The sequence below is a fragment of the Halomonas sp. ALS9 genome, from assembly GCF_001651035.1.
Classification (GTDB): Bacteria; Pseudomonadota; Gammaproteobacteria; order Pseudomonadales; family Halomonadaceae; genus Vreelandella.
This window is the reverse complement of the sequence record NZ_LXRG01000192.1, coordinates 368117-385215: the sequence shown is the minus strand read 5'-3', so window position 1 is coordinate 385215 and position 17099 is coordinate 368117. Positions and strand designations below refer to the sequence as shown.

The window sequence follows — 17099 nt, the reverse complement described above, 5'->3', positions numbered from 1 at the left end:
ATGACCGCACGACTATTTTACAAGGACGAGTAAATAGCATGTATCAGCACTATAGCCAGCAAGGTTCGGAACTTGATAAAGAGCGGCCAGGCCACGCGGTGGCAATTCTCCGCTTTAAAGGAAACTCACCTGGGGTTCACATTGTCGACGTTAATACCGACTATCAGCGGTTATGGGGTGGCAGCCGTGAAGATTGGCTGGGAGTGGCGCCCATTATCGTTCAGCAAGAGGCCGCCAACCGGCAAATTTTTGACCAGTTGCACGATGCGCTGAATCCATTGATCAATGATGCGGAAAGTTTTTTTGAGGGCATTGGTGGGCTGGAAGTAAACCGCCGTCATGATGGGTCGCGTCGATATGTTGAATGGCGAATTACGGCGATGGGCGTAAGGCACAATGATGCCATTACGCTCGTGTTAACCCAGCGCGATGTGACCGAGCAGAAGGAGAAAGAAGCCCAGCTTAAGCGGCTAGCAACCACCGATATGTTAACCGGGCTCGTTAACAGGTCTCAGTTTGATACGGTACTGAAAAGCGAAATCAACCGCCAAAACCGCTACGCTCGCCCGCTCTCTTTGATCATGTTGGATATCGATTATTTTAAACAGATCAATGATAACTATGGGCATGATGTCGGTGACCAAGTACTGGTTGAACTCGCTGATTTGCTTAGGCGCAATCTACGTAAAGCGGATTGTTGCGCACGCTGGGGTGGTGAAGAGTTTATGCTGCTGGCGCCTGAAACCTCGCTTGAACAGGCCGTGCGGCTAGCAGAAAAAGTGCGCGGCGCAATAAAATCCACTGACTTCCCCGTGGAAGGCTGGGTCACGGCAAGCTTTGGTGTTGTGGAAGTGCTCTCCAATGAGTCGGTAAAGAGCGTCATGAAGCGAGTGGATAACGCCCTTTACCTCGCGAAAGAGGAAGGGCGCGATCAAGTTTCAACGGGTGGTTTATTACCCTCTGTTAAGCAAGCTTAATCTTGGTCGCGATCAATGGCGAACGGTGACCACGCCTGACGAACGGTCATAATTTCTAAACGGTTGATGTTGATATGGTCGGGCAGGGTCGCCAAGTAGTAAAGTTGCTCGGCAATATCTTCCGCCTGGAGTGGCGTGGTGCCTCGGTAAAGCGCATCAGAGGCGGCCTGGTTGCCTTTGGTTCTAACCAGTGTGAACTCGGTTTCGGCCATGCCGGGGGCAAGATCGGTGACGCGCACACCGGTACCTAACAGGTCGCAGCGTAGGTTATAGCTGAATTGCTGCACAAAGGCTTTGGAGGCGCCATACACATGCCCGCCAGGGTACGGCCACTGCCCCGCCACCGAGCCAAGATTAAGAATACTCGCCCCTTTTCCGGTTTTAAGTAGCAGTGGCAGCGCCGCGTGAGTCACGTTGACCAGGCCCGTGATATTGGTATCGATCATGGTGTGCCAATCTTCCAGCGCCACCTTTTGTGCCGGTTCCGGCGCCAGGGCTAAGCCCGCATTATTGATCAAGCAAGTTAGCGGTAAAAATTCTGCTGGCAGATTACTGATCGCACTTGTGACCGCCTCACTATCTCGTACATCAAGCGCCAGCGTTAGCACAGGCACTTGTTTAGAAAGCTCCTCTTCCAGTGCCTTTAGGCGCTCTTCACGACGGCCCGTTAGAATTAACGACCAACCTGCTTTGGCAAAGCGCTGCGCTGCCGCTTTACCAAACCCCGAAGTAGCTCCCGTGATAAGTACGCTAGGCATTGCACTATCTCCATGTTAGTTAACGCTTAATAGGGCGACATTGCCCATGGTTGCCTCACTGTAAGCAACGTTGGCCCAAGCCATTAGGGCCAGATAATAACAGCCGATGTGACATTCGCTGTCCCGTTGATGTGTTACGACTGGCCCTACAGCCTCAAGGATCAAACTCACTAGGCTGGCAAGCACACTATTAGCTAATGGATTAAACAGGGTGCCTGCCATGAATGCCACTATTGCTGCTTCTTATCCACCCACCCAAGATGTGGATAACCGCTATGTACACGGCTTGGATCGCCAGTATGTGTTCCATTCTTGGGCCCAGCAAGGCAGTTTAGATCCCATGGTTATCGCGGGCGCTGAAGGTTGCCGCGTTTGGGACTACGCGGGACATTCGTATTTGGATTTTAGTAGCCAGCTGGTTAATACCAACATCGGCCATCAGCATCCTAAAGTGGTGAGTGCGATTCAGGCCCAGGCGGCAAGCCTGTGCACCATCGCGCCGGCCCATGCCAATTTAGCCCGCGGGGAGGCGGCTAAGCGCATCATCGCCAAAGCCCCCGCAGGCTTTAGCAAGGTGTTTTTTACCAATGCGGGAGCGGATGCCAATGAAAACGCCATTCGCATGGCGCGACTGTATACCGGGCGCAGCAAAATACTGTCTGCTTACCGTTCTTATCACGGCAATACTGGTTCAGCGATTGCGGCCACCGGCGACTGGCGGCGCGTGCCTAACGAGTATGCTAGCGGGCACGTGCACTTCTTCAACCCCTACCTTTATCGCAGCGAGTTCTGGGCGCGGGATGAAGATGAAGAGTGTGAGCGGGCGTTAACCCATCTACGCCGGGTAATTGAGTGCGAAGGCGCCAACGCCGTCGCCGCCATTCTGCTCGAAACCATTCCTGGGACTGCGGGGGTGTTATTACCGCCCAAGGCCTACCTGCAGGGCGTTAGGCAACTCGCCGACGAGTTCGGCATCGTTTTGATTCTCGATGAAGTGATGGCCGGTTTCGGTCGCACGGGCCGTTGGTTCGCCTTTGAGCATTACGATATGGCGCCGGATTTGATTGTGTTCGCTAAAGGGGTCAACTCCGGCTATGTACCTGCCGGTGGGGTGATTATTTCAGCATCTATTTCACACTACTTCGATGATCACTTTTTTGTCGGCGGCCTAACCTATTCCGGTCATCCGTTGGCAATGGCGGCGATAGTCGCGACCCTGGACGCCATGGAAGAAGAGGGCATCGTTGAAAATGCCGATAAGATCGGTAACGGCTTGTTAGCAGAAGGATTGCAGCAGCTTGCCGAGCGGCATGCGGTGATCGGCGATTGGCGTGGCTTGGGCGTTTTTCACGCTCTGGAACTGGTCAGCGACCCGGTACGCAAAACGCCGCTGCCCGGGGCTGAAGTGCTGAAGCTCAAGCAGCAATTGATGGAACAGGGGCTGCTGGTGTTTACCGTCGAGAACCGCATTCATGTCGTGCCGCCATGCATTGTGTCGGCGGCCGAGGTGGAAGATGGGTTGGCAATTCTTGAACGCGTGTTTGAAGGCTACGCGTTACCTAACTGCTAATAAGTTACTTAAGTACTTAAAGCGTTATCGTAGGCGAGGCCCAGGCGCTGGATGCCTGGGTCTATACGTTCCCGTTCGATAGCGCCAAACCCCAAGCGGAAAAAGCGCCGCGGCGGGGCGGCATCGAAGAAGTGTTGAAAGCCGGGTTCAATCAACACACCACGTTGAGCGGCATGCCAGGCCAACCGCTGGGTATCGATGCTGGCGTCTGCTTCCAGCCAGAAGGCGCTGGAGCGATTGCTGCTATGGCTTCGGCAGCCAGGCAAGGCCTGTTCAATGGCGAGGCGCATGGCATCGCGGCGCTGATCGATCTCTTCCACATGCAGCTTGAGATAGCGCTCGTAATAGCCTTGGGAAATAAACTGCGCCAGTTGGTGCTGCAACGCGGCAGGTGGGTGGCGGTACATCATGCGGCGCAGTGCGCGTAGTTCGTCAATCAACTCTGCATCCGCGACCACGTAACCCATACGCAGCCCAGGTGAGAGTGCTTTGGATAAGCTTCCCATATAGATAATCCGCGCACTCTGGGCACTGGCTTTAAGCGCGGGCAGCGCAAACTGGTCGCCGTGAATCTCGGCGTCGTAGTCATCCTCAATCACGATTTGGTCGCGGTAGGGGAGTTGGGCCAATAGCGCCTCGCGTCTCTCACGGCTCATGGTCACGCCCGTGGGAACCTGATGGCTGGGCATCACATACAGATAGTCACACTGCTGAGAGCCCTCAAGGCACATGCCGTCTGCATCCACGGTTTGGAACTGCAGGCTAGCGCCGCGCTGGGCAAATACATTCATCGCCTCGCGGTAACCCGGTGACTCCAGGGCCACGCTCGTTCCCCGATGGCAAAGCAGTTGCGCAATCAAATAGAGCGCATTTTGCGTTCCCATGGTGATCAGTATCTCTTCCGGTCGGGCAAAAATACCTCGACGCGGCAAAATACGCTTACGCAGTTGCTCAATGAGTAAAGAGTCATCCTGATCAATGCGGTCGCGCAGCCACGGTTTATCGCGCTGGGAGCTTAATAAACGCCGGGAAACATCGCGCCATTGGGCAAGCGGGAACAGACGCGTATCTAGCTGGCCATAAATAAACGGATAGGCATATTCCGACCAATTGCCGGGTTTGAGAATACCTTGGTAGTTAGTAGGGCGCTGGGAAATACGTTTGTGCCAGTTTGGTGCAGTGGTTGAGGCGCTACTGCTCTCCGTCATTGCGGTTAAAGAGGCATTTAGTCCTGATTGAGGCTCATTATAATCAGGGTGTAAGTAATAACCGCTACGTGGGCGACTAACCAGATAGCCATCTTCGACCAGTTTTTCGTAAACAATCGCTACCGTATTACGCGAAATACCCAGCTGTTGGGAAAGCTTGCGGCAGGAGGGGAGCGCGTCCTCGGTGGGTAAGCTGCCCGTGCGAATGGCTTCTAACAGCGTTTTACGCAGCTGTTCTTGCAGGCAAGGGGCAGCGTTAGGGTCGACCTCAAGACACAGCGTAGTCATGCACTCCTCCTCTTTAGATTATCCCCCTCTCTTTAAGCCAAGCATCTTTCATGCCAGTTTTAGGGTGCCCAGCTGTCCTTTTAATTTAAGCCAACTGGCTCTAATCGGGAGGAGGATAAAAAACTAGGGTGAAGTTACTTCCAACTTGTAACCGTTTGGTTAGCGATGATTGTTCACTCTAGGGATATAAAAAGATGAAAAAAATAGCTGCTTTAACTACCGCACTAAGCGTTGGTGTTCTTACTTTAGGGATGTCATTCACTACGGCAGCCGCAGATTTAGAAGAAATCGAGAGCCGTGGCTACATGACCGTGGCTACCGAAGATAATTACGCACCGTTTAACTTTATGAGTGGCAGCGACCCGGACGGCTTTATCAAAGATATATTGATTGAACTGGAGGAGTACGCGGACTTCGAAATCCGCCAGGATATTTTGCCCTGGACGGGGCTGCTGGCGTCGGTGTCGTCGGGCCAGTACGACATGGCACTGACTGGCGCTTCGGTGACCGATGAGCGGCTGCGGGTGTTCAACTATGCACCGCCTTTCGCCTCCGCCCAGCACTTTTATATCAAGCGGGCGGGTGATGACCGTATCAATAGCGTTGCAGATTTAAGCGGTATGACGCTGGGCGTTCAAGCGGGCAGTGCACTGCTGTCGCGCCTGCCAGAGCTGGAAGTCATGCTGGAAGAGAGCGGTGGCGAACTGGGCGAGGTCATGCAGTATGAAGCCTATCCAGAAATCTACGCTGATCTCGCCAATGGCCGTGTTGACTACGTTATCAACTCCATCGTGCCGGTGAATGACCTGATCAGTGAGCGCCCTGACGTATTCGAGGCGGGCCAGGCCGTCTCCGGCCCGGGCTATGTGGCTTGGCCGGTGCGTAAAGATAGTCCCGAACTGTTGGCCTATATCACCGATTTTATGAGCCACCTGCGCGATTCGGGCCGTTTGGCCGAGCTACAGGAAAAATGGTTTGGCGAGTCTTTTGACGACCTACCGACAACACCGATCACCTCCGTAGAAGAGTTCCACGAAATGGCCGGTATGTAAGCCATCACCTTCGCCAGCCGCCTGTGCGCATCCAGCCGGGCGGCTTATCCAATCAAGCGAATCAGGGGGTGAGTGGGCATGGACAGTAGCGCATGGGGACTTCTCATTCAGGGTGCCTGGACAACGCTGTGGATCTCCGGCATCTCCATTGCCATCGGTGTGGTGATGGGGCTGTTGATTGCGTTGCTTCGAGTGGCAAAAATTCCCGTTCTGCATCAAGTGCTAGGGGTTTATATTAGCCTGGCGCGGGCAACGCCGCTGGTAACGCTGGTGTTATTTATCTTCTTAACCGCACCGACCATGGGCGTTAACCTCAACCGCAATGTGGCCGGCATCATTGCGCTAACGCTCAATACCACTGCCTTTAACGCCGAAATTTGGCGCTCTGCGTTTAACAACTTCTCTAAAGATCAGCGTGAAGCCGCGCTGGCGATTGGCATGACCCCATGGGTCTATTTTCGCCGCATTATGCTGCCGCAAATTACCATTACCAGTCTGCCGGGCTTGGTCAATGAGATGTCGTTTCTGATTAAAGGCAGTCCCGCCATTGCCGTCATCGGCGTGGTCGACCTTACCCGGGTGACCAACCGTATCTCAGCGGTTACCTACGACCCATTGCCACCCATTTTAGCGGCTGCGGCGCTGTATATGCTGATCATCAGTTTGTTGGTGTGGTTTCAACGTGTGGCTGAGCGCAAGGCCAGCCGACTGGCCGTTTAACGTGGCCATTATGGGGGAACCTCTATGAGCAATTGGGACATTCTTTGGTCGTCTTACGATGTGTTTTTAAGTGGTTTTTACAACACCTTAAAACTGTTTGGTTTATCCGCCGTGTTAGCTTTTTTAATGGGCAGCGGTATGGTGTTTTTGTTGGAAGGCTCTCGCCCACGGTTGAAGATTCCGCTGCGAATTTTTATCGATGGCATGCGCATGCTGCCGTTTTTGATATTGGCGTATCTGCTCTATTACGGTTTACCCAGTGCAGGCATTCGTATGAGCGCCTGGACGGCCGGGATTATTGCCCTGGTGATTTACCACGGTGCTTATTTTGCCGAGATTCTGCGTGGCTGCCGCGCCACTTTTGCCCAAGGACAGGTGGAGGCCGCCATCGCTCAAGGGTTTTCGCAGCCCAAGATGTTTATGCGTATTATCTTGCCCCAACTGATATTAAAAACCCGCGGCTTGTTGGGCAATCAACTGATCATCCTGCTTAAAGATACTGCCTTTCTGGTGATTATCACCGTGCGCGAACTCACCGCGGCAGCGAGCAGCCTGTCGAGCACCTACTTCATTCCCATGGAAGCGTTCATCGTGGTGATCGGCTTCTACTGGTTGATCAGTATTGGTTTAGAACTGTTTATCAAAATGATTGGCCGTTTTGGCGCCAAGCGAGGATTCGAAAATGCCTGAGACCGCCGCTGTTAGTATTCGTAACCTCTCCAAAAGCTTTGATGGCACCGAGGTGCTGCGTGATGTATCGCTTGAGGTGCAGCCTGGCGAAGTGGTGAGTATTTTAGGCTCATCGGGGTCGGGTAAATCTACCCTGCTACGCTGCATTAACTGGCTTGAACAGCCCGACCGCGGCGACATTCGTATTGACGGTGACCGCATCGGCGTTAGCGACACCGGCAAGCCCATGTCGCGCCGAGAGCTTGCTGGCATGCGTGCGCGCTTGGGCATGGTATTCCAGGGCTTTAACCTCTGGCCTCACTTGAGCGTGCTGCGCAATGTCACTGAAGCGCCTATTCATGTGCAGGGGGTGAGCAAGAAGGAGGCCGAGGAACGGGCTATGGCGCTACTTGAGAAAGTCGGGATGGTCGATAAACGCGAGCAGTACCCCTACACCCTTTCGGGTGGGCAGAAGCAGCGGGTGGCCATTGCCCGGGCGCTCGCCATGCAGCCCAATGTGATGTTGTTCGACGAGCCCACTTCAGCCCTCGACCCAGAGCTGGTGGGCGAGGTGTTAGGGGTCATCAAAGACCTCTCAAAAGAGGGCTACACCATGGTGCTGGTAACCCACGAGATGGAGTTCGCCCGAGCGGTCTCCGACCAAGTAGTGTTCCTCGACAAAGGCATCATTATCGAAAAATCCCACCCCAGCGAATTTTTCGTCAACCCCAAAACCGACCGGGTACGGCGTTTCCTGGAACTTGAAGCGCCTATAGTGTGAGTGCACTAAGCCTGACTATGCGAGTCAGTTTTAACAAAGCTATTTCCTCTCTAAAATAACTCGTTACCAGTACTCGGGCTTGTCGGCTGGCTTTTTTCGGGTGTGGACACGATCAGGGAATTGGTGGGCTTCGAGTTCATCGGTGGTTATATGGCGACGCATCCAATCAGCGTATTTTCTTAGGGAGCCTGGAGGTGTCCGGTCAACACCCTTCCGATGGGGGAGGATGATACCTATGCGTAAGTGTGGAAAATCTGCACGGATCGCCTCTAAAGCAGGGGTCATGTCCGTATCACCCGACACTAAGACGATTTGCTGGATTCGATTTTCCGGAGCCTCTCCCCAATTCTGTTTAGCCGCAAGGCGATACATCGTGATACCGAGACGAACATCTGTTTCTTTCTCCTCAAGGTTCCAGATATCAACCTGATCCTGCCGAGAGGCTGGTATATTTCTGGAGATAAAGCGGGGAGCTTTCCGGTGATCCAGGCGATGCCGGCCCCAGTGCACCTCAATGCCACGAGCCTTGAGCGCTCGAATATAGGTATCTTGGGCCTGTTTGGACTGCTGCTTGCGTGTTGCTAGGGTAGGTTGCACTGGAGAAGTGAAATAATGTATTTCAGCCACTTGGCTACAGGGATCGTTCTCGTGAGCAATAGCTTCGAGCAAGCTTGATAGGTCGAGCCACTTGTAAGGCGTACCTGCAAGTAGCCCGTAGAACAAGTTGTAGCCGTCGACAAAGAAGGCAGTCTGCACAAATGAGATCCTTAAAAACGAAGAAACCGGCGCATTGGCCGGTTTCTTCACCCTAACTGCCAGCGAACCTAATCGCTGCGTTCAGGGCTGAGTCGTGGCTGCATTATCGCCCATATTTGAGCGATGCGCAAACGTCAGCCTTATCCACTATGAAGTGAGCCTGGCGCTGGTTCGATCATTATCCCGACTATCTATATTAACGGATGACCGCTTGGCAAGTGCAGTTGATGTAGGTAAGGCTAAGCTAGTGGCTGTGTAGATCGCTCGCTTTGTGCGTCTTTCGCCTCTACCGCATCCGCTAGCATATACGCGGTAATCGCAGAAAGCGTCCAGCCGAGGTGGCCGTGCCCGGTGTTATAGAACACGGTGGGCAGTTTGCCGGGGCCGACCTTGGGCAGCATATTGGGCAGCATCGGACGCAGCCCTGCCCAGGGCACCACGCGGCGGGTGCTGACGCCAGGGAAGCACTCTTCCACCCAGCGAATCAGCGGGCGGATGCGGTTGTCGCGGATATCACGATTAAAGCCGTTAAACTCGGCGGTACCGGCTATGCGGAAGCGGTCATCGCCCAGGCGGCTGGTGACCAGCTTGGTTTCATCATCGAGCAGGCTAACGGTAGGGGCAGCCTGTTGGGAGGCAGCATCGTCAAGCTGCACGGTAATCGAGTAACCTTTGACCGGGTAAATATTGACCCGGTCGCCTAGCTTCGCAGCCAGGGCTCGGCTGCCTACGCCTGCGCATACCACGACGCTATCAAAGGTTTCGCGCACGGGTTCGCCGTCAGCCTCGCCTTCAATTGCGGCAGTGACCCAGGCGTGCTGTTCGTCCGCGCCGATATCCTGCACGCTGTGGCCATATTTAAGCGTTACGCCGCGGCGTTCGGCAGCTTGGGCCAAGCCATGGGTAAACTTATGAATATCACCCGTGGCATCGCTTTCAGTAAAGAAGCCGCCATAGTAGTTGCCCGCCAGGGTGGGTTCGATGGCGCGCATCTCGTCAGGAGTGACCGCCCTGCGCTCTAGGCCGCCTTGGCTGAGTAGTTGCGATACCTTAGCGGCGTGGTCATAGCCCTTTTTGTCCCGGTAGATGTGCAGAATACCTTTCTGCTTTAAATCGAAATCGATCTGCTCTTCCTGCGCCCACTGAAACAGGTGCTCGCGTGCTGCAATGGCCAGCCGCGCGGTTTCGGTGGTGTTGGCAGCGTAGCGGGGGATAGAGGCAATAAATTCGCCAAACCAACTGAGCTTGTGCCAGCTTGGGCGGGGATTAACTAAAAGAGGGGCGTCGTTTCTGAGCATCCAGCGCAGGCCCTTGATAACCGTCGGCCAGTGGTTCCACACTTCAGCATTAGAGGCTGAAAGCTGACCGCCGTTGGCAAATGACGTCTCCATCGCGGCGTAGCGATGCTTTTCAAATACGGTGACTTCATAGCCACGTTTGACCAGGGCGTAAGCGCTGGTAATGCCGGTGATACCACCACCGATAACGGCAATGCGTTGCATAACTCTCTCCAGATTGTATGAGCGTCGGGGAATCCCACCTAACGGCGTAAGCTGCTGGGCGTACCCCTTCCGTCATGGAACCTGAGAGATTCACGCATCCGCTGGGTGCGCTTGCTCCTTCGGTGGGCTGAGTGACGCAGTCATCAGCCGCTCTTCGGAAAGCGAGGGTGATAGCGGTCCGGTTGCCTGAGAGTTTCCGGGGTTGTTGCTCCTTCGGCGCTGGCGTCATCGCGATTGCTATCAGATGCGCCAAGCTCTCCCGCTATTACCTTGTGTCTTATTGTCTTAAATGCTGCTGTCTTTAATACGGTTAGTCTTTAATACGGTCAGCTTTAACTTGATTAGTTTTAGCATGAAAGACGACGATGGTCTTGAACGCTTATTCCACGGGCTGTGCACGCTCGATGATCGCCGCACAATTCAGCCCCGTGGGCAGGGTGCCGGTGTTGAGGCCACTGCGCTCAGCGAGCCGCCCCGCGCAGAGCGCATCGGCCACATAAGCGGGGGCGTGCTGAACCAGTAGGGCGCCCTGTAGCGCCAGAGCCATACCGTCCGCTAACTGGCGAGCGCGGTATTGGAGCGCTTGGGTATCCTGCATTTGCTGCTGTAACTGGTGAATAAAGCGATCCAAATGTGCATCAGCGCCTTGTGCTTTGGCGAGTTCTACAAAGTAGGCGTCAAGCACCTCGGGCTGCTTTTCAATCGCGCGCAGGATATCCAGACACTGCACGTTGCCGCTGCCTTCCCAGATGGCGTTGATGGGCGATTCGCGGAACAGGCGCGGCATCAAATGGGTTTCCATGACGCCGCTACCGCCGATGACTTCCATCGCTTCATAGGCGTGGTGGGGCGTGCGCTTGCAGATCCAGTATTTACCGACCGGTGTGGCAATGCGTGCAAGCAGACGCTCGTGCTCGTTGTCTTGCTGATCCATCGCTCGAGCCATGCGCAGCATCAGGGTCGTCGCGGCTTCACTCTCGATGGCCAGATCGGCGAGCACGTTTTGCATCAGCGGCTGCTCACTCAAACGCGCCCCAAAGGCATGGCGATGAGAGGCGTGGTGAATCGCCTGGGCGGTGGCCTGTCGCATGCCGGCCGCAGAGCCAATCATGCAGTCGTAGCGGGTCATGGCGACCATCTCAATGATGGTGCGCACACCGCGCCCTTCATCGCCCACCATCCAGGCAAAGGCACCCCGCAGCTCCGTCTCGCTGGAGGCATTCGCCACGTTGCCCATTTTGCGCTTTAGCTGCTGGATATGGAGCGGGTTTTTAGTACCGTCGGGTCGCCAGCGCGGCAGTAGAAAACAGCTCAGGCCGCCCGGGGCCTGGGCGAGCACCAGGAAAGCGTCGCACATCGGCGCGGAGACAAACCACTTATGCCCTACTAGCTCGTAGGCTTCCCCTGGCCCGCCTTGATCAATCGGATAGGCGCGGGTGGTGTTAAGCCGCACATCGGAGCCGCCCTGCTTCTCGGTCATTGCCATGCCGAGGGTGACGCCCTGTTTTTCGAAATAGGGCACGTTGCGCGGGTCGTAGTGCGGTGCGGTGATTTTATCGCCCCAGCTCTTAAGCAGGCTGGGCTGGTGGCGTAACGCAGGCAGGGCAGCGAACGTCATGGTGATCGGGCAGCCGTGGGCCGCTTCCACCTGAGTGTTCAGATAGTAGTTGGCGGCACGTGTAACATGGGCGCCCGGCCCGGGGGTTCGCCAGGGGCTTGCGTGCAGGCCTTGCTCTACCGCTGTTTGCATTAGCTGGTGATAGGCCGGGTGAAACTCGATCAAATCGATCCGATGACCTTGCCGGTCATGGGTGACCAACTGCGGCGAGTAACGGTTGGCGTCAAACCCTAAGGCGATGGCTTCAGACGAGCCTGCCCACTGTCCAAACGCCCTGAGTGAAGCGTCGTCAGTGCCGCCTTCGCGCTTGACGCCTTCCTGAAGGGCCTTATCAGAGGTGTAGCTGTTGTAGTTCTCAAGCGATGGCGGCTGGTTTTCCACCTTATGAGTGTTGGCTTGGAGTTGGTCGGCGAGCGGGTAGTGATCAGTCATAGCAAGACCTTGCGCGTAGAGATGATAATTGTGTTTATTTAAACGTACGTTTTATAGTTTTTAGGGTAGTTGCTTGGCAGGAAAGACGCTAAACATTGGAGGCGATGGGGAGCGGGATGTGGTGCTGCTTTGCTCAGTCAGCGTATTTAACCGACAATGCGGTTTATCCTTCTCAGTCTTGAGTACTATTAATGCAAGCAAACGCAATGCAGGCAAACGGCTTTTTTGACGAAATCGGCGAAACCATTGGCGAAGCGATCCGGGTGGTGGTGGAGTTTCTGTTAGGTATTTTCACCAACTTCTTTGGAGCGTTCGGCGATTTTATCGACGGTCTCACTCGGTCGCTGGGAATCAACGATTCGTTTTTCAGTATTGCCGTCTTAGTGATCGGGCTGCTGATTCTGTGGGGCGGTTTGCGCGCGTTTCTGCGCGGCTCGCTGCTAGGCGGTATTATACGTACCGTGTTGGGGCTGTTTATTCTTTCCTGGTTGATGATGTAGACACTCAAAGAGGAATAACAAATGAAACAATATGCGTTGGTCGCCTACGACTACACTGATGAAGGTGCCTTGGATCGTCGATTGGCTTGTCGCGAGCCGCACCTGGAAGGCCTGCGCCGCTTATATTCGTCGGGTAATTTCGTCAGTGGCGGGGTGATACTCAACGATGAAGGCAAAATGATCGGCTCTAATGCACATTTCCGATTTACCACGCGAGAAGATTTGGAGGCTTGGTTGGCGCAGGAGCCTTATATGACTGAGCGTGTTTGGGAGCAGGTCGATATACGTGAAGTTAAACTGTTTGATCCCACTACTTAATATGACGATCGAGTCTTGGAATTGTTTATAAAATTGTTCCTAAATTAATTGCCTGCCTTATTACTAGCCTTGATTAACACTCCTATGCGCTGACGACTATCAACTGGTTTTCTCGTGAGTCAGTTTCATCAGGGGCATGATGGATTGTCATTTGCTTATTTGGTGCATTTTGGCATCATTTGCACTCATTTTGTGCAAAGCGAGTGTGATGAAAACTTATCTTGGCAAGATGCGGGGGAAGCCAATTAAGCGTGACCGGGTAGGTTGGCAGGATGCTTTTTGGTCATGGGTCGGGGCCTTTACCGGTATGGCGGTCATTTGCTGGTTAAGCTCGGCGTGGCTGTCACAACAGCTGCTTATCGTAGGCTCTTTCGGCGCAACCTCGGTGCTCATCTATGCAGCACCTGAAAGCCCTTTTGCCCAGCCCAGTCACGTTTTGTTTGGCAGCGTGCTCTCCGCAGGTATTGGCGTTGCTTGCTATCAACTGCTGGGGGCAACACCGCTCTCAATGGCTCTGGCCGTATCACTGTCGGTGCTGGGTATGCAGCTAACCCATACGGTTCACCCACCGGGAGCCGCGGCGGCTCTGATTGCGGTAGGCGGGGGTGCCAGCGTTCACCAATTGGGCTGGTGGTATCCGTTGTTACCCATTGGTGCCGGCAGTGTGGTCATGTTGATTATCGCCATACTGGTCAATAATCTGGCCCGTCACCGCCGTTATCCACGCTACTGGTAGTGTTTTTAAAACCGGCTCAACTGCCGCTCTAGGGCAAAAATATGGGCGTCTTTGGCCCCTAGCTCGCGCAGCGCCTTGGCCAGATTGACGAGGTATTCGCGATTGGGGCCGCTGGGGCCATGAGCGTTAGCGATTTGCTTAGCGATGTCAGCAAGAGGCGCTTCGCCCAGAAAAGCGGGGTTGTCATCGCTGGCCAGGTAAATCAATCCCTCGCTTTGTTCAGTGGGATTGCCATCGTCATCGACAAATGTCAGCGGTACTTTTTCCCGCAAATAGCCGTTCTTCTCCCGCACATCCAGCGGTGCCAACACTTCTGGGGTAATGCGGTAAGCCATCCCGTGGCAAATCGAATCCTTGGCGCGGATCAGCGTCGCTACACGCCCGGGTGCTTCAGGGGTGCCGCGATGGTCGTGGGAAGCCTGCCAAAACCGCCGTTCCCAGCCTTGAATATAAGCTGGGCGGCGCTCTAGGAAGTCAAAATCGGCCTTCCAGATCAGCGAGCCGTAACCAAACAGCCAGATAGCCGCATGGCCCTCGAAGAAGTTTCTTTGCTGGTTTAAGGCAGTGGTGTCAAACATCAGTATCAAGCATCATGTTCTCGGCGTATTTGTTTCAGCGTCTATCTTATCATGTCACTGACGATCACTTGGGAGACAGACATGCGCGCGATTTTTCTGGTCGATAATGGCTCCCTGCGGCCCCAGGCAACGCTGAATTTGCGCCGCGTGGCGGCCTCGCTTAGCGAGCTGATTGGCGAAACCGTGCAGGCGGCTTCGCTGCTGCACTCTAACAAGATCCCAGCCGATGAGGTTGAGGGAATCCCTGCTACAACGCTTGGCCCCGCCGCTGAGCGCTGTGCCGAACAGGGGGCAACGGAAATCATTATCCTGCCGTTCTTTTTCGGCCCTAGCAAAGCGCTGACGGGCTACCTGCCTGAACGTATGGCCACGCTGCAAGAGCGCTTTCCTCACGTGAAGGTGCGGGTGGCCCAGCCCTTGGTGGATGAGTTCGGTAGTAATGACCTGCGTTTAGCCCATCTGCTGGCCGACAACGTGCGCGACAAATTTCAGCCAGGTACTAAGCCGCATGTGGCGCTGGTAGATCACGGCAGCCCGATTCCAGAGGTCACCGCGGTGCGCAATCGCCTGGCGGGACAGCTTAGTGTGCTGCTTGGTCAAGAGGTGGCCTGCGTTGCTGCAGCCTCCATGGAGCGCCGCGAGGGCGATGAGTACCGCTTTAACGAGCCGCTGCTGGAAAACTTGCTTGTATCACCCGAGTTCAGTTCAGGGCCAGTTATCTTGGCGATGCTGTTTCTTTCGCCGGGCCGCCACGCCGGGGAGGGCGGCGATATCGCCGAGATTTGTGCGGCCGCTGAACAGCAGCATCCAGAGCTTTCCGTTACCACGACGAAACTGGTGGGGGAACACCAAGGGATCGTCGATATTTTGCACTCGCGGCTGCGCCAAGCACTTGATGATCAACGCTTTCTACTCGATATTCCGGCAATCACCTGATGTGACGAAAGTCTGATGGGTGAATACCCGTCCAATAGCGCGTAGAATCGCGGGCCTTTCGTATTGTAAATACTGTTGTTACAGATATGCTAACCGGGGCTCTTTTTTTGTGATCGCAACCGCCAATATCACCATGCAGTTTGGGGCCAAGCCCCTGTTTGAAAATGTCTCTGTTAAATTCAATAACGGCAACCGTTACGGCCTGATCGGCGCGAACGGCTGCGGCAAATCCACCTTTATGAAAATTCTCGGTGGCGATTTGGAGCCCTCTTCCGGCCAGGTGATGCTGGATAGCAGTACACGGTTGGGTAAGCTGCGTCAGGATCAATTTGCGTTTGAAAACGAGCGCGTCATCGACACCGTGATCATGGGTAATGTTGAGCTCTGGTCGGTGGCTGCCGAGCGCGAGCGTATTTACTCGCTGGCAGAAATGAGCGAAGAGGACGGCATGGCCGTTGCTGATCTGGAAGTCCGCTTTGCCGAGCTGGATGGCTACACCGCTGAGTCCCGCGCAGGCGAACTGCTACTAGGGTTAGGTATCCCCATCGAGCAGCACACCGGCCCGATGAGCGAAGTGTCTCCCGGTTGGAAACTACGCGTACTGCTGGCTCAGGCACTGTTCTCCGACCCGGATGTACTGCTGCTGGATGAGCCCACCAACCATCTGGACATCAACACCATCCGCTGGCTGGAAGATATTCTTAAAGCGCGCAGCAGCACCATGATTATCATCTCCCACGACCGCCACTTCCTGAACAGCGTCTGCACCCATATGGCGGATCTGGATTACGGTGAAATTACCCTGTTCCCGGGTAATTACGATGATTACATGACCGCTGCCACCGCCGCCCGCGAGCGTCAGCACTCTGATAACGCCAAGAAGAAGGCCCAGATCGCCGAACTGCAGCAGTTCGTTAGCCGCTTCTCTGCCAACGCCTCGAAGGCTAAACAGGCCACGTCGCGAGCGCGTCAAATCGATAAAATCAAACTGGAAGACATCAAACCCTCCAGCCGGGTTAGTCCCTTTATTCGCTTTGATCAGGCCAAGAAGATCCATCGCAATGCTGTCAATGTGGATGGCATTACCAAGGCTTATAACGGCGAGAAACCGTTGTTTGAACGGCTATCCATGACCGTTGAAGCCGGAGAGCGAATTGCCATTATCGGCCCCAACGGCATTGGTAAAACCACGCTGCTGAAAACCCTGGCGGGTGAGCTGCATCCAGATGCGGGCGAAGTGAAATGGACCGAAGCCGCTGAAGTGGGTGTTTTTGCCCAGGATCACAGCGATGATTTTGCCGTTGACGCCACGCTATTCGAGTGGATGTCGTCATGGACGCAAGGTGGAGAACAGGTAGTTCGCGGCGCTCTGGGGCGGATGCTGTTTTCCAGCGATGATATAGGCAAATCGGTGAAGGTGATTTCTGGTGGCGAGCAGGGGCGTATGCTGTTCGGTAAGTTAATCCTTACTCAGCCCAACGTAATGCTGATGGATGAGCCGACCAACCACTTGGATATGGAGTCTATCGAGGCATTAAACCTAGCCTTGGAGAACTACCCCGGTACGCTGCTGTTTGTCAGCCACGACCGCGAGTTTGTGTCATCGCTAGCCACGCGCATTATCGATATGCAGCCGGAAGGCATCGTCGATTTCAGCGGCAGCTACGACGACTATCTGCGCAGCCAGGGGGTGGTGTAAG

At 54.7% G+C, this 17099-nt stretch carries 17 protein-coding genes and 1 riboswitch; of the genes, 11 read left to right on the top strand and 6 right to left on the bottom strand.

What is annotated here, in order from left to right:
• Positions 1-38: 38 nt before the first annotated feature.
• Complete coding sequence (locus tag A6R74_RS15640) at positions 39-977, top strand: GGDEF domain-containing protein (protein ID WP_064235405.1); 939 nt, start codon at positions 39-41, stop codon at positions 975-977.
• Here A6R74_RS15640 and A6R74_RS15635 read toward each other — a convergent pair.
• Complete coding sequence (locus A6R74_RS15635) at positions 974-1735, bottom strand: SDR family NAD(P)-dependent oxidoreductase (RefSeq protein ID WP_064235404.1); 762 nt, start codon at positions 1733-1735, stop codon at positions 974-976. The genes A6R74_RS15640 and A6R74_RS15635 overlap by 4 nt on opposite strands.
• Positions 1736-1955: 220 nt before the next feature.
• Here A6R74_RS15635 and A6R74_RS15630 point away from each other — a divergent pair, with 220 nt between their 5' ends.
• Complete coding sequence (locus A6R74_RS15630; protein ID WP_240488248.1) at positions 1956-3305, top strand: aspartate aminotransferase family protein; 1350 nt, start codon at positions 1956-1958, stop codon at positions 3303-3305.
• A gap of 8 nt (positions 3306-3313) precedes the next feature.
• Here A6R74_RS15630 and pdxR read toward each other — a convergent pair whose 3' ends face one another.
• Entirely contained in the window at positions 3314-4801 is a 1488-nt protein-coding gene (gene pdxR / locus A6R74_RS15625; protein ID WP_064235402.1) for a MocR-like pyridoxine biosynthesis transcription factor PdxR, read from the bottom strand.
• Between the two features lie 194 nt (positions 4802-4995).
• On the opposite strand from pdxR, the gene A6R74_RS15620 reads away from it, so the two are divergent.
• From A6R74_RS15620 to A6R74_RS15605, 4 genes are all read left to right on the top strand, one after another.
• On the top strand, positions 4996-5853 hold the full coding sequence (locus A6R74_RS15620) for a transporter substrate-binding domain-containing protein (protein ID WP_064235401.1): 858 nt from the start codon (positions 4996-4998) through the stop codon (positions 5851-5853).
• A 78-nt stretch (positions 5854-5931) separates the two neighbouring features.
• Positions 5932-6573, top strand: a complete 642-nt coding sequence (locus A6R74_RS15615; RefSeq protein ID WP_064235400.1) for an amino acid ABC transporter permease — start codon at positions 5932-5934, stop codon at positions 6571-6573.
• Positions 6574-6597: 24 nt separating this feature from the next.
• Positions 6598-7263 (top strand): amino acid ABC transporter permease, encoded by a 666-nt coding sequence (locus A6R74_RS15610; RefSeq protein WP_064235399.1) that lies wholly within the window; start codon positions 6598-6600, stop codon positions 7261-7263.
• The gene (locus A6R74_RS15605; RefSeq protein WP_064235398.1) at positions 7256-8023 is read left to right on the top strand and encodes an amino acid ABC transporter ATP-binding protein; all 768 of its coding nucleotides are present in this window, start codon (positions 7256-7258) and stop codon (positions 8021-8023) included. The genes A6R74_RS15610 and A6R74_RS15605 overlap by 8 nt, the downstream gene beginning before the upstream one ends.
• A 63-nt stretch (positions 8024-8086) precedes the next feature.
• Here A6R74_RS15605 and A6R74_RS15600 read toward each other — a convergent pair whose 3' ends face one another.
• The 3 genes from A6R74_RS15600 to A6R74_RS15590 form a co-directional block, all read right to left on the bottom strand.
• Positions 8087-8779 (bottom strand): NYN domain-containing protein, encoded by a 693-nt coding sequence (locus A6R74_RS15600; protein ID WP_064235397.1) that lies wholly within the window; start codon positions 8777-8779, stop codon positions 8087-8089.
• Between the two features lie 239 nt (positions 8780-9018).
• Positions 9019-10281, bottom strand: coding sequence for a D-amino acid dehydrogenase (locus A6R74_RS15595; protein WP_064235396.1), 1263 nt, complete (start codon positions 10279-10281; stop codon positions 9019-9021).
• 164 nt (positions 10282-10445) lie between these two features.
• A riboswitch (glycine riboswitch) is annotated at positions 10446-10553 on the bottom strand.
• A 107-nt stretch (positions 10554-10660) separates the two neighbouring features.
• The gene (locus tag A6R74_RS15590) at positions 10661-12331 is read right to left on the bottom strand and encodes an isovaleryl-CoA dehydrogenase (protein WP_064235395.1); all 1671 of its coding nucleotides are present in this window, start codon (positions 12329-12331) and stop codon (positions 10661-10663) included.
• 206 nt (positions 12332-12537) lie between these two features.
• Between A6R74_RS15590 and A6R74_RS15585 the strand changes: the two genes are divergently transcribed.
• From A6R74_RS15585 to A6R74_RS15575, 3 genes are all read left to right on the top strand, one after another.
• Entirely contained in the window at positions 12538-12831 is a 294-nt protein-coding gene (locus tag A6R74_RS15585; RefSeq protein ID WP_064235770.1) for a hypothetical protein, read from the top strand.
• 21 nt (positions 12832-12852) lie between these two features.
• Positions 12853-13149 carry a YciI family protein gene (locus tag A6R74_RS15580; RefSeq protein ID WP_064235394.1) on the top strand — a complete coding sequence of 99 codons (297 nt, stop codon included), beginning with the start codon at positions 12853-12855 and terminating at the stop codon, positions 13147-13149.
• A 208-nt stretch (positions 13150-13357) separates the two neighbouring features.
• Positions 13358-13885 carry an HPP family protein gene (locus A6R74_RS15575; RefSeq protein WP_064235393.1) on the top strand — a complete coding sequence of 176 codons (528 nt, stop codon included), beginning with the start codon at positions 13358-13360 and terminating at the stop codon, positions 13883-13885.
• A gap of 5 nt (positions 13886-13890) precedes the next feature.
• On the opposite strand, the gene A6R74_RS15570 is transcribed toward A6R74_RS15575, so the two are convergent.
• Entirely contained in the window at positions 13891-14463 is a 573-nt protein-coding gene (locus A6R74_RS15570; protein ID WP_064235392.1) for a gamma-glutamylcyclotransferase, read from the bottom strand.
• Positions 14464-14544: 81 nt separating this feature from the next.
• On the opposite strand from A6R74_RS15570, the gene A6R74_RS15565 reads away from it, so the two are divergent.
• Entirely contained in the window at positions 14545-15399 is an 855-nt protein-coding gene (locus tag A6R74_RS15565) for a sirohydrochlorin chelatase (RefSeq protein WP_064235391.1), read from the top strand.
• 109 nt (positions 15400-15508) lie between these two features.
• Positions 15509-17098, top strand: coding sequence for an ABC-F family ATPase (locus tag A6R74_RS15560; RefSeq protein WP_064235390.1), 1590 nt, complete (start codon positions 15509-15511; stop codon positions 17096-17098).
• The last annotated feature ends 1 nt before the right edge of the window (position 17099 follow it).

Coding starts and splice junctions, on each gene's coding strand:
- A6R74_RS15640 (WP_064235405.1), top strand. CDS start 39: ATGTATCAGCACTATAGCCAGCAAGGTTCGGAACTTGATAAAGAGCGG.
- A6R74_RS15635 (WP_064235404.1), bottom strand. CDS start 1,735: ATGCCTAGCGTACTTATCACGGGAGCTACTTCGGGGTTTGGTAAAGCG.
- A6R74_RS15630 (WP_240488248.1), top strand. CDS start 1,956: ATGAATGCCACTATTGCTGCTTCTTATCCACCCACCCAAGATGTGGAT.
- pdxR (WP_064235402.1), bottom strand. CDS start 4,801: ATGACTACGCTGTGTCTTGAGGTCGACCCTAACGCTGCCCCTTGCCTG.
- A6R74_RS15620 (WP_064235401.1), top strand. CDS start 4,996: ATGAAAAAAATAGCTGCTTTAACTACCGCACTAAGCGTTGGTGTTCTT.
- A6R74_RS15615 (WP_064235400.1), top strand. CDS start 5,932: ATGGACAGTAGCGCATGGGGACTTCTCATTCAGGGTGCCTGGACAACG.
- A6R74_RS15610 (WP_064235399.1), top strand. CDS start 6,598: ATGAGCAATTGGGACATTCTTTGGTCGTCTTACGATGTGTTTTTAAGT.
- A6R74_RS15605 (WP_064235398.1), top strand. CDS start 7,256: ATGCCTGAGACCGCCGCTGTTAGTATTCGTAACCTCTCCAAAAGCTTT.
- A6R74_RS15595 (WP_064235396.1), bottom strand. CDS start 10,281: ATGCAACGCATTGCCGTTATCGGTGGTGGTATCACCGGCATTACCAGC.
- A6R74_RS15590 (WP_064235395.1), bottom strand. CDS start 12,331: ATGACTGATCACTACCCGCTCGCCGACCAACTCCAAGCCAACACTCAT.
- A6R74_RS15585 (WP_064235770.1), top strand. CDS start 12,538: ATGCAGGCAAACGGCTTTTTTGACGAAATCGGCGAAACCATTGGCGAA.
- A6R74_RS15580 (WP_064235394.1), top strand. CDS start 12,853: ATGAAACAATATGCGTTGGTCGCCTACGACTACACTGATGAAGGTGCC.
- A6R74_RS15575 (WP_064235393.1), top strand. CDS start 13,358: ATGAAAACTTATCTTGGCAAGATGCGGGGGAAGCCAATTAAGCGTGAC.
- A6R74_RS15570 (WP_064235392.1), bottom strand. CDS start 14,463: ATGTTTGACACCACTGCCTTAAACCAGCAAAGAAACTTCTTCGAGGGC.
- A6R74_RS15565 (WP_064235391.1), top strand. CDS start 14,545: ATGCGCGCGATTTTTCTGGTCGATAATGGCTCCCTGCGGCCCCAGGCA.